This is a genomic window from Nonlabens antarcticus, assembly GCF_015356755.1.
Classification (GTDB): Bacteria; Bacteroidota; Bacteroidia; order Flavobacteriales; family Flavobacteriaceae; genus Nonlabens; species Nonlabens antarcticus.
In genome coordinates, this window is sequence record NZ_JADFCO010000058.1 from 60,176 (window position 1) to 73,402 (window position 13,227).

Consider the following 13,227-nt stretch of genomic DNA (forward strand, 5'->3'; position numbering starts at 1 on the left):
AAATTTTATTCAATATTTATGATTGAAATATCCTGACCAAATTTTGCTTTCAATTGAGCTTCGGTTATTTTTTCTGGGAATGCCATAGCCAATAAGTGTTTAGGTCTAGACATAGCCACGTAGATTATGCGTTTCTTTTCCTTAATAAAATTCTCATTATCTGGCTCTAAATCTCTGAAATTAATATTACTTGCGTGATTTCTTTCGTCAAAAAATATGAGAATCGCATCCAAAGTTTTTCCCTTTACTTGATGAACTGTGGTAAGCGAGCTGGTCTTTTCTATGTCCACCCGATTGAAATGGTCTGAAACGGGTTCGGAACGTGTAGATTTTAAAAAGAATTTTGATGTTTGTTTCAATCCAAAGTTTATTTCAAAATCGAGATTTAATACTTCCTTTACATAAGTAGGACACAAATCTGACCATTCCTCTACAGTAATTGACAGCTCTGGCAGTCCTTCTATAAATTTTATAATATGTGCATTAAATAAAAAATCAGTTTTTAGTTTAGCTCGTAAATGACCAAACTCTGAAAAAGTGAGACCTTGGTTTTCTAAGGTTATTACGATGTTTCTAGCAATGTTGATAGCATCTTTCAAATTCTTGTCATCATATTCTATTTTTGCCGTGATTAGATCGTAAGCCAGTTGATTGTGCCAAGGTTTTTGTTGTGCATCCCTACCAAGCATTTTATTTCTTACGCCATTTCCCCTTACAACAACCTTCAATTTCTGGTAGCCTTTACCATTGCAGTACAACTCGAAATTGTTGATTATATCACCTCTATCATCTGCTTTATAACGATAAATCATCAGAGATTCATTTAGGTCTATTTTACAGGCGCTTTTAATAGTGCGTTCCTCAACTGGTCTTAATAATGAAAAGCAATCTACAATACGCTGTGGCGACCTTCTATTATTAGATAAATCCAAACCTTGATAGTCTTCGTGGTTATATTTGTCCAGAAACAATTGAGGGTTGGCATCCCTGAATTCATATAAGCTTTGATATGGGTCGCCAATGAATTCAATATTCTTTAAACCCTGCTTATTCAATTCTTCGAAAATTTGATGTTGCATAAGCGAATTATCCTGTGCTTCATCAACAATAATATGGGGAAACCTTTTGACCAACCATTTACTGATTCTTGGATTTTTTTTGAGAAGTCGTAAAGCAATATAGGCAGAATCATTAGTTGTTATAAGACCTTTTTCGAATTGCCATTTCTTAATATATTCGCAATACTTTTTAAAAACGGCTATATCAACTTTGTCAACTGAAGGAGCGTTGCCGTTCACGGAATAACTTCCATCTGGTTCTAATCTTATTTCTGATGGTAAGTATTGATAATAAATACTTCTGTTGGTTTTTGCCTTAAAAGAATTCATAGGATTCTTTAGACCATCCACCAACTGACCTTTACTGTTCTTGTATTTGGTCTTCCAAAATGAATCTAAACGTTTGTTGTTTTCCAGAATTTGTGGTCTTGCAAAATTTCTTTCCAAGAGATAGTAAAAGGGTAACGTAATGTAAGTGTTGATAAAACTATCAATAGTACTTACCTGATGCGGATAATTTAAGGATTGACCATTAAGTTCATTGTATGTTAAATTGATTTCATCCTTGGCAGCATTAGTAAAAGAAAGACAAGCAATTCCGGAATGATTGCCATAAGTACTTTTATATTCTTTTTCAAGGTTGGTTATCTTTTGTGCAATTGCAGTTGTCTTTCCGCCACCAGGACAGGCATTTAAGACGACTCTGCCCTTTGCATCTAAATAATTTTGTAATTCTTCTGTAATATCTAATTTCATTCCGTTCCCTTCAAATGTTTTAGACTTTTAAGAATGTATTTTGGGATTACAAATTCCTTTCGGGCCCGTTTTACATTTTTGAGAATGTAGAGGGAAAAGTTTTGGGAAAAATCACCTTTTGAGGGAAATGATTTCCAGAGTAGAATTGCTGCTTTTCTTTGTTGGTCATCAGTTAGTTCTTCGGAAACCACAGTATCAATATAATTTAAAATTGCTTCTGCTTTTTCAGGTCTTTTATTTTTAATGTATTTAAAGAGGAAATTATTTTGGACACCTTCTTTTGTTTTGGGAATATTCGCAAGTGCCAATTCATATTCGAGTGTCTTTTCGGCAAAGAAAATTTTTATAGTTTCTTTTTCCTTGATGGCTGAAGTGATGTTTGGAATTCTGGATGAGACTTCCGCATCTTGAATAGCAGCATCCAGTTCATTAAGTTTTTTATAATCCTCAACAAGAAGGTTGTCAAATGAAAATTCTTTTTTCTTTGAGGCAGGAAACTTATCGTTGTCCGTTAAAATTGAAACAGGTTTGTCAATTGATTTGTCTGGTTGATTTGAATTAAATAAGTGGATAAATGGATAAAAACTTGTGCCACCGATATTAACAAGTTCAATTCTGTAATCTTCTAACCGGTATTTATTAACTGCCGTAAAAGCTGAAATTAAAAGTTCTTCCGAAATGCCCTCTACGAAAAGAACAGATTTGGCAAATAACAATTGGGATTTGGTAACATCGATATACCTTTCCAATTGATTTTTTCTAAATTTAAAATTTGCATCCCCCAATTTTTTAGCTTTGACAGTATCTTCAATAATTTCTTCCACAACCCTATTTTGAAATTGCTTGTTTAATCGAAATGCCTTGCCATCCAATAAGATTAAGTTTTTTAAAGGCACTTTTGATGTTAATGTGGGCGAATGGGTAGTTATAAATAATTGGCTATTTTTAGAAGTACTGGAATCTCGTAAAAAACTATATAAACTTAATTGAAGTTGTGGATGAAGGTGTGCTTCTGGTTCTTCAATAAGCAAAGCAAAATGAGGAATTTTAGTTTCTTCAATTTGGTCCTTTATGTCCCCAAGTACGGTAGCTATATAAATAAGGTTATTTTGGCCTAAACTATTTTGCCAAAGTGAAAATCCATCCCCTGCCAAACTATCCCGATTATGAGGTAAAAAAGGTTTGATGGCGTTTACGATATATTCGGTTTTGGATTGCTCAATTTGAAGCCCTATCTGATTATCTTTAAATTGTTGATAGATTCCAGAAAGATTATCATTTACGCCGTCACGAGTTTCGGAAACTTCTAATTGTGCCAAAAGCTCATCGTTAGCTTTTCTCATTATGCCTTCGATAATTTCTTCCGATTCATTTTTCTCGACTCTTCTTTTTATAACCCGACCTAACACATTACCGCGACTTGTCAATAAATCGCGCGTGCTATCTCGCAAACCACTTAAATAATAATGTTGGAAAACAGAAAATGTGTTGAAGTCTGCTTTTTGACCTTCCACATTACCAGTAAAAAAAGAGGAAATGGGATATTTGCCACCTTTGTCCTCATAAGTTAAGGTTACCTTTGCATATTCATTAGTATCGTCCTCTGGATCTATAACCATATACTCATACAATGCACCTTTTTGAGAAGCGGACAAGCCTCTAAAACAAAAGGCGATAGTAATCTTCTCTTCCTTTTTTATAGTAAGTTTACCATCAGCATCTTTCTCTACACTTTCGTGAAAATCCGCGAATCCAACAGAAATATCTCGGATAGGTTCGCCCATATTATAAAGTAATCTTATAGCATCAATTACTGCTGATTTGTTACTTCCGTTTTCTCCGATTAGTATATTAATACTTCGATTGAAATTGAGTTTCATTTCTTTGATTCCACGGAAATTTTGGATGAAAAGGTTGGATAAATACATATTTAAATTAATGGTTGTTTTAGCTTATCAGTTTATCAATGTTTTTAATGGTTTTTAGAGATTCCTCCTTCACAAAAGGGAATACGCAATTTATCTATATTAAAAGAAGACTAAGAACTAACTTTTACAAATGTTAATTCACAAGCCTTACATATTCGTCTTTCTTGGATGTATTCATTGATATCATACCAACCACCAGTTTTTTGCCAAATATCTAGTCCTCTCCCTAAAATCACTTTCCATCCGTTATTCATTTCAATAGATCTGTCGTGAATAAAATCGTCAAACTCATAGGAAAATAGGATACCCATTGATTCCAACGAATAGCGCATTTGTTCAAATGCATCTTTCGCATTTTCTATAAAATCTTCATTATTACTAGTTACTAAGTGAACTTTAACTTCTGTGTCAGGATCTTTCTTTTCACTAATCAGTTTTGCTAGTTCCATAAAGTTGCGCAACTGATAGGGTAGCCTAATGTATGGGTCTGTGATATTAAAATCAGTGGCATTTAATAAATAAGCTCCAAACAAATTATCATAGGAAATACCAGACTGATTATCTCTAATTATTTTTTGCCCAGGTTCTAGTAATAAATTAACGTTTTCGGATTTCTGCGATTGACTGTTCTCAGCAACTTCCGTTTGCTGTATAGTAGGTTTTACTTCATTTTCAATCTCTTCTAGTGTCAAGATAGGAAAATGTTCTCCTGTTGATTTACTAACGTAACTAAAATCTACTTCTTCGAAGGTTTCATCCATTTTACGAAGTTGATCTTTAACACGCTTTCTATTTTCAATAGCGAAATCTAAAATTTCTTTTGCATCAGCTTCAGTGAAATCATTATCTGGATAGATTATTTTAATTAGACCAGCGAATGTTTTGGCAATTGATGTTTTGTCTCGGGTAGTAATTGTGCTCGATAATTCAAAGTATTTTGTATAATCGTGCGTTCTATCTTCTTTCCTGAGGTTCTTTAATACTTCAGCAAGGTAATCAACAATAAAACCGTACTGCGAAGTAAACATTTCATTTCGTAATTTCTGAACTTCCCACCCTGGAAGATATCCGTGCATACGGTCAAGGAAAGCTGTGTCATAATAATCCTTAGGCAAGGCCTCAAAAAGATCGCTATGTTTCATCATATATTTTACTGAATGGTCTGTGTTTCCAACAAATACCATTGAAGCAGAAGCACCATAGACTTGTGTTCCTCTTGAAAAGGATTTATTAGCCATATAATTTTTCATTATATCCACTAAGCCACGGTCTACACGCTTTGTTTTACCTGCAAATTCATCATAGGCAACAACATCCCAATACCCAACTAATCCTATATCACCTGAACTATTATTTACAAATAGTTTCGCTTTTGATACTTCTCCACCAGAAATTAAAATACCGTGAGGTGACATTTCAGAATAAATATGGGACTTTCCTGTTCCTTTTGGACCTAGTTCTATTAAGTTATAATTGTTCTCTACAAATGGAACAAGTCTGCTTAGTTGTAAAAGTTTTGAACGAAATGTAAATTCTTCTGGATTAAGTCCAATTGATTGTAATAAAACATCCATCCATTCTTCCTTGCCAAAATGTTTCCGAACGCTTTTATATTCTTCAATATCTACATTAGAAACTTGAATAGGTTTTAAACTTTCAACCATCCAAGGTATATGATCTCTTTCATCTGAAGGAAAGTAAGCCAAGGTTAAAATGCACCAAACACCACTAGATAATAGTTTTTGATGCTCTCTGATAAGTGCATCTGAAATTGGAACGCGGTTTAAACCTAGATTCGCAAATGAAGCTTCATACCTATCCTGTCTGTCATTAAGCTGAACCGCCACTTTATCTATAATTCTATGAGAACCTTTTTCTCGAATTGTAGATTTTATTATTTGAGACTCGTCTCGATGCACAAAATGTTTGGCAATAATATTTTTAACGGTTTCTACACCTTCATTAATTGTTGCTTCGTCATCTGTAGCGCAGTATTGCCCTAATAAATATTCAAGAACATAGGTAGGAACTATAGCATTACCTTTTACTAATTTGGTTAAATCCTTACGAACTACCTTACCTGCAAAGTGCTCGTTTATTTTTACATTTAGTGCGTTCATAGGTTTTAAAATTCATCAAAGTCATTAGTAAAAGAAATATTGAGAGTATAGTAATACTCTTTGTAAGTTCTCCATTTGTTAGCGCGATCCATTGGTTCTTCTAGTACCAGTTTTACGCGTTTATTTTTATATTTACCGCTTGCTTGAGCGGTTAGTTGGAATCTGTTCTTAACTTCTCGCTGACGTTGATTTTCTTCTTTAATATCGAAGGTGTAGGTAAACTGATCACTTAACAACGTACCATCTTCTGCTTGAATGGATGCTTTAATTTTTCTTTCCAACATAGTATCATCTATCTGCTCTGTTTGAATAAATGAGACCGCGAGCAAGTTTGTAGTTATCTTGTCGGTAGATTTTATAATATCTATTTCTACCTGAGCTGTCGTGTCTTGACGCTTTTTATTCACTTTTACTACGGGTATTATAATTTCTTGTAACGATGCACCACCGTGAATAAATTTAGATCCAGCACCTTTAACTCGTAATCTATTTACCGATTTTGGAATTAATGCATTACCGGTACTTTTTAGTCCGAGTTGCTCGTGCGTAAAACACTTTACTCCATCATTCCCAGTTATGTCAGTTCCAAGTACAAACCTTCTATTTTGCTTATCAACTACACCTTTTATATCAGCTGTTGTAAAATCGCTTTCTTCTAATGTTTCATATTGATATAAAAACCCGTGATCTGAAGTGATAATCATATTATTACCATTCATATTAGAAATCTTCTTTAATAAGTCCATAAAGAAGTTTAGCTCGCTTTCTACCGCATCAAATACTTTGTCTTGCGAGGTTGTGTCATCACCAGTATCATCTATATTGTTATGGTAGATATAAATAACATCATATTGCTTTACAAAGTCCCTACCTGTTGTATTGGCACTAAACTTCATAAAATCTTCAGCTAAAATTGCTGTTGCTCGTGCTTCAGAATTTTCTGTTAGAATTTTCGAGCGAGATGCAATACCCATAGATGGCATTCCATCTACTAAAATTTGGTCTGTTCCTTCTTTTATTGATAGATCTTTATGAGGCAACAATGACGCCATCCCTAATTGTGTATAGGATGGTAATGATGCTAACGCACCTTCAATTTCACTATCATATCTATTCTCTTGTGTTAATCTTTTATGGATCTCAACACCACACTCAAATCGTAATGCATCAGATATTATGACAAACACACGTTGCTTTTTTTCAACAAAAGGTTGGATGTGGTTTTTGAAAAATTGTCTTTGACTATAGTTTTTGGCTACTGGCCAGTTTTCTAAATCATCAATAATTGATTGCCATTTATCATTGTAATGAAGTAACCAGTCATTGGTATATATTTTTTCTACTTTTTGAGCCAAACCGGCAAGTATGTTATCTTGATTGGATCTTCGGTAGTTTAGAATAAACTTTCTATATAGATAATCAATTTCATAAAGTGACGTCGTGTATTGTTCTAAACCATTTTCAACAGACATAAATTCAACTTTAAGTTTTTGAATTTGATATTGTAGCTGTGAAGCAAAAGATACACTTTGGTAAAATGCCACAAAATGAGGGTTATACCAAAACGTATGTTCCCTTTGTTTTACGATATTTTGTAAGGACTCATTTGAAATTTCATTTATAATTAAACGCTGAACGAGATCGTGAATTATTTTTTTGTCAGTGAGTTTAAATAATTCATCGTTTACGGCTTTTTCTAAAGGCAACGTATTGAGAATACTTTCAACTTGTAGGTCGCTTGCTATTTGAAAAGAAATTTTATCAAACCCTTCTCGGTAGGTAATGCTATCTTTCCAAAGGGCTAATAAAAGTCTTGTTTCTTTAGAAAGTTTAGGGCTAGCGGTTGTATTAAAATTATCTGTAAATGCCTCTACAAGGAAATCATAGATTGATGGCGTTTTACTTGTGTATTTAAACTTGTTTTGAATTTGAGTCCAGTAAAAGTCTGATAGTTCGTAACGTTCTAAATCTCTTTGCAACTTTTCATTACCATTAGCAAAAGCTGTTCCGTGTGCGTGTATAAAGGTGTTAAGATTAACGTAATCAGTATTTAGGGTTACTGCTACCATTTTGTAACGAATGTCTCTGTGAGAATCTCCTTTACCTAATAAATCTTTTAATTTGTCAACGCGCTCTTTGGACTTGAAAAATTGGATATGTTCCCCAACTAATTCCTTAAAACTAAACTCTAACCCTAAATCTTGAAGAATAATAGCCTCTTGATCGGTATGGAAAACATGATACGCTAGCTCTAAATCTAACAACCAATTTTCATTGGGTTTAGGTTTTGGGGTATTGCTATACACCAGAAATTTAATCTTAGTGGTATTCGATGTAATCTTATACTTTATTTCAAATTCATTGCTTTGTAGATGGCATTTTTCAACCCCCTTTAAATCCAGGGCATCAAAGCTTTCTTTTAATTCATTACGATCATCGTACCAAAAAATCACATCGTGATCTCGGAACTTTTTTTCTAACGCTTCTTGTATTTTTATACTCATTTAATATTAACACTTTATAATTCTGTTTTAAATACTCTAATAACTTTAGACCAACCACGATTCCATGTTCCACTTGCTTTATCATCAAATAGTAATAATTCATTATTTACGTTACTACTAATTTCTTCAACGAAAGTTTCCAATCGTTGTGTTTTGGTTATTGAAATTAATGGACTTACTAAGACATAGTAGGTTAACCTACTAGAGTTTCTTTTTAGTAAATTAATTAAACTGTGTAATTGGAAAAAATCCATATCAATTACGTTCGAGAAAATATGAACAGTAATGTCTCCAACGTTTTTGGCAAGGACTATATCTTCATCAATTAAAGAGTCAAAATCTTTATTAATCGTTCTTATTATTTGAGTGTCTTTAGAAACGTGCAGAGCTGCTCTTTTAAGTGCAGCTAGGGAAGGTTCTATTAACGTTACTGATTTAATATTTTCACTTGAAAACCTATCAATAAACATTTTTGAGGCTGGTGCCTGACCACATCCCCAATCGAATAAGTGTATATTTTCTAAATTTTCAGGTAATCCATCAAAAGCATCTTTCAACTTTGCGAAATGCATTTTTCCGAGTTGTGACATATAAACCACTAATTGATCCTCAGTTGTTAGAACAGCTGTGCCACGACCTAAAGATCTAAATATTGAATCTGTGTTCAATAAATTATTATAGAGCTCTCTGTTAAGCCCCCAAATTTCACTCATATCGTAATAATTGGCAGATATTAACTCTGCATAAGCTGTGTCGCTTTCAATAATATAACCAGGTATAAAAGGTGCAGTAATAATACCCCTTTCTAGATATGTATCTATTAGCTGTTGGATTTCATTATAAGGATTATCCTCAAAATTGATACTTAAACCCAGAGCCTCTTCTAAAATGGAATTTTGAAGAAATGTCTTTGTGCTATTCCCGTAACTTTCTACTAATAAATCTCTTATTTCAGCAAGCCGACCTCCATTGAATTCTGCAAAATGCCCAACGGCAGTTGCATAGTAATTTAATAAAACGTTCAAAGTTTCTTTTTGCCCATCTGACTGCGTTAAGAAGGAATCCTCCAGTAAATCTAATAGAGGCCCATAGCCATCAATTAATTCAGTTGCATTACGACAATTCATAAATATTGTCGATGCCTCTATAATTTTAGATTTTTCTAAATTTTTTCTTTCAAGAATATCTAAAAAATAACCAAAGCCGAATGGCTCATTTAGCCTAACAGAAGTAGCCAATAATAGGTTAAGAAATGTTTCGTTCTTTGTGTGGGTAAAGTCTAATTCTGAAATTTTAGGATATGTTGGTAAATTCCTGAAGAATAACTTATCCTCAATAATCGCTTCATAATTACTTAGGCTATAGTAATCATATAATTCATCAAGTCTTTCATCAATAAATATTTCTAGCTGTATCTCAGATAAAAGTGCGTTTTTGTAGTCGTCTAAAAATGCCATAGATTATTGAGATAAAATAAATTTAATTAAGTCTTCCTTATTAAATTTTGAATATCCTTTATAACCTTTTTCTTTACATATTCCCTTAAGTTCTAAAGTAGAATACTTTTCTAATTTGGCAAATGTAAAATCATTAACGTTGTCGGTATTTTGTTCAATTTCGGCTGATTGTAAGTCTGTAAAAAGTGTAGGCTCATTAACTGTATTTGCTTTATTCCTGCTAGTTTTGCTTTCTGATTTGATAGTTTCCTTTTTTAGCAATAATTCTTTTTCCATCTTACTACCGCTGTCTGTATTTGATGTTGGTAGTACAGGCGCTTCAATTTTTACATCGTTTGTGTTAGTTGTAATCGTTGTTCGAATTTCTGGAATGATTGATTTACCCAACTTAATTAATAATCGCTCTTCATCAAATTTCGCACTATTTTTTTGACACCAATTCTTTATAGTATTTAGCAGCATAGAAGTTAGTGAGTCTTTCTCTAAAACAACTTTCGCCTGCTTTTCATAAGCATAGCTATCTCCCAATAAACTGATATAATTAAAAGATTTGTTTGATTTTATTTCTTGTTTTCTAGGTGATATATTTTCCAAAAACTCTATTTTATCACTAGTTTTATGGTCTTTAAAAGCATAGTTGAACAGTGATTCAATAAGATAAAACTCGAGCTTAGTATTTAGTTTATATTTAACTTCTACTTTACGATTGTTACTTGTATAGCTGTTGCGTAAAGCGGTGTATCCTGTATGAAGTCCGAATACAAGTGCTAATTCTTCAACTAGGTTGCTTGTTGTATTAGATAATAATCCAAAAACAAGATCATTATCACTTTTCACTTTACCTTTTCCATAGGTGTGTAATATCGCTAATTTGTAGGTTAAGGATTTGGTGTCAATCGACTCTAGTTTTATAGCATTGAATTGTTTCTGTACTTTCTGTTTTTCTTTTTTACCAGATTCGTTCACGTCATCTATTGAAATTGGCTTTGCTAAATATTTAAAAATTGGATTATTTCCCGAGAATATATTTTGAAAATTCGTGTTTACTGCTATTTTTTCGCTTTTAACTTCATTTGTAATTTGTGAATTAAAATAAGTTACAGCTGATAAGTAATTAGTAGTGGTGTCAAGGTCTCTAAAGCTAGAATTTAATAAACCAATCTTCATAAATGCAAGACCACCCATCAAACGGTCATAGGCCTCCATTTTAGTTTTCAGTTTTTGCTCAGAATAAGTTTCTGGAAAGTTATGTTGACCTTCAAGTTTAACCGTTTCAGGTTTTGATTTATATTGATAAGAAATAGCCCACTCGGGAACAAAAGCTGCACCCTGATTTATATTCCAAATCACATTTTCTGCTTTCTCTTTATCTGCGAAGTGAATTTTTATTAAGCGCGAAATAGGCAAGCAATCTGCGTACACAAAATAGTGATCTTGTAATTGCATTAATTTAGCGATATCCCCTTCAATTAATGTAACTTCAATTGAACAATCACTATCAGCGTTCCATTGTTTATCAGACAATAATAGAAAGGAATTATATTGATCTTGAATATCTCGATTCTTATTACTTAAAAATCGAGAAGGGCAGAAAACACCTCTCACTAAGTAATGCGCTAGAGTGTCTGATTGTATATGTAAATAAAATGTTTTTGTTTTTCCCATAATCTTTAAAATGGTAAATCGTCCTCTTCTTCAACAATATTAGTGTTCGTGTTTGACCTTGAAGTTGTAATTGTATTATTGTTATCCGCTACATAATCTTCTTCCTCTAAAGTTCCTCGACTCAGGGATGTCGCCAAAGGTCTCATATTCGACTCCCTATAATTAGAATAACTCCTATCTAATAAAAAAACATTATTTTTTGACCTTGTGAGAACTACGTAAATGTCATTTTCGGTAACAATATTTGGACGTTCACGTAACCACCAAGTGTAACTGGAAAAATTAGGAACTATTATAGTATTGAACTCTAATCCTTTACAAGATTTAAAAGTAGTTACGTGAACACGCTCTATACTTGTTAATTCCTCTTCCTCATTAACATAGAATGAACAATTTATTCCTTTATCACTTAACTTGCTATGTAAGCTGCGCACACTTCCTTGAAATGGATCCAATATTGCGATATTATGAGTTGCGTCTGGGTAGGTATTAATAATATCAATAATAGCTTGAATTTGATCGTCTTCATCATTATCCAAATGAATTAATTGTGGAATTGGGCCAGTGGAATTTCCGTCCTGTATCATATGATCAGGGAACAAGCTTCTAACAAATCTTGTTATTTCACGTGTGTTTCTAAAGTTTGTATGAAGAGTATATTCTTGATTGTTAAATATTTCTCTAAGTTGTTCTGACCTAGTGCACTGATTTGGATATAATATTTGATTGTCATCTGTGGTATAAGATACTGATTTTGAAAATCGCCTTATAATATTATACTTTTCCAGATTTACATCTTGAGCTTCGTCTACAATAATTTCATCATAATGCTGTTGTCCATTGCCAGTTGTGAATCTGAAAGTACGATTTACATTTTGAGCTGCATTATTATTTAAAGTTCGACAGGTTTCAGTAAGAAATCTTTCTAGAGAAACAGTATAGGTTAAGAGCAAACTCTTTTTAGAGCCAGTATCATAATTTCGGATGTGTCGCCATAAACCAATGACGCTTTTTCCTGTTCCCGGTCCTCCAGACACCGCTACTGCTCCAGGGTAATTCAAAACAGACTGTTGGTCTCCTGTTAAATCTGTGATGATTGGTAGTTGAAAATTATAAGCCATATTTATTTTATTACTCTAAAGGTTAAATTAACACGTTCTCCTAGCATTTTTTTAGTTTTAGGAATCTGATGTTTCCAGTAATGCTGCAATTCTCCTTGCATAATTAGTAAACTACCGTGTTGCAATAGAATGTCGATACGTTCTTCAGTCTCTTTATGTTTTAACTGAAACTTACGTTCAGCCCCAAAATTTACAGAAGCTATAACGGGGTTTTCACCCAACTCTTTTTCGGCATCTGTATGCCAGGAAATAGAATCACTCCCGTCTCGGTATCGATTTAAAAGCACGCTATTAAAAACAACATTGGCTTTAGGCTCAATATCATTTTTAACTTTTAATAAGCCTGGACTCCAAGAGTGAGGTTGTAAAGTGATTCCTGAAAAGCTATAGGGCTTTTCATTATCACCATACCAAGCTGTTAATCTTGGAAATGGTATTTCTTTACCATACATTTTCATAGATTCTTGTTTCCATTTGATATCTTCTATCAATCGCTTGAAGTATTTATCTGCAATGGCTTTATCATAAAAATTAGGAAAATAGATATATTCCCCATTCTGTATTTTAACAGGCTTACCGTGTTCTGGTGGTTTTGAAAACATATCTATTGTATCCATA

Annotated in this window: 8 protein-coding genes; all 8 read right to left on the bottom strand. The window is 33.1% G+C overall.

Annotated features, from left to right (window positions below; genetic code table 11):
• Window positions 1-5: 5 nt before the first annotated feature.
• On the bottom strand, window positions 6-1,814 hold the full coding sequence (locus IQ282_RS01310; protein WP_194850138.1) for a UvrD-helicase domain-containing protein: 1,809 nt from the start codon (window positions 1,812-1,814) through the stop codon (window positions 6-8).
• On the bottom strand, window positions 1,811-3,742 hold the full coding sequence (locus IQ282_RS01315; protein WP_194850139.1) for an ATP-dependent nuclease: 1,932 nt from the start codon (window positions 3,740-3,742) through the stop codon (window positions 1,811-1,813). The genes IQ282_RS01310 and IQ282_RS01315 overlap by 4 nt, the downstream gene beginning before the upstream one ends.
• A 110-nt stretch (window positions 3,743-3,852) precedes the next feature.
• Window positions 3,853-5,862 (bottom strand): BREX system Lon protease-like protein BrxL, encoded by a 2,010-nt coding sequence (gene brxL, locus IQ282_RS01320; RefSeq protein WP_194850140.1) that lies wholly within the window; start codon window positions 5,860-5,862, stop codon window positions 3,853-3,855.
• Between the two features lie 5 nt (window positions 5,863-5,867).
• Window positions 5,868-8,366 carry a BREX-1 system phosphatase PglZ type A gene (gene pglZ, locus IQ282_RS01325; RefSeq protein ID WP_194850141.1) on the bottom strand — a complete coding sequence of 833 codons (2,499 nt, stop codon included), beginning with the start codon at window positions 8,364-8,366 and terminating at the stop codon, window positions 5,868-5,870.
• A gap of 14 nt (window positions 8,367-8,380) precedes the next feature.
• Window positions 8,381-9,823: a hypothetical protein gene (locus IQ282_RS01330; protein WP_194850142.1), complete on the bottom strand. Its 1,443-nt coding sequence runs from the start codon at window positions 9,821-9,823 to the stop codon at window positions 8,381-8,383.
• A gap of 3 nt (window positions 9,824-9,826) precedes the next feature.
• Entirely contained in the window at window positions 9,827-11,488 is a 1,662-nt protein-coding gene (locus IQ282_RS01335; protein WP_194850143.1) for a hypothetical protein, read from the bottom strand.
• A gap of 5 nt (window positions 11,489-11,493) precedes the next feature.
• The gene (locus IQ282_RS01340) at window positions 11,494-12,609 is read right to left on the bottom strand and encodes a DNA/RNA helicase domain-containing protein (RefSeq protein ID WP_194850144.1); all 1,116 of its coding nucleotides are present in this window, start codon (window positions 12,607-12,609) and stop codon (window positions 11,494-11,496) included.
• 2 nt (window positions 12,610-12,611) lie between these two features.
• Window positions 12,612-13,226 carry an alpha-ketoglutarate-dependent dioxygenase AlkB family protein gene (locus IQ282_RS01345; RefSeq protein ID WP_228547178.1) on the bottom strand — a complete coding sequence of 205 codons (615 nt, stop codon included), beginning with the start codon at window positions 13,224-13,226 and terminating at the stop codon, window positions 12,612-12,614.
• Window position 13,227: the final 1 nt, after the last annotated feature.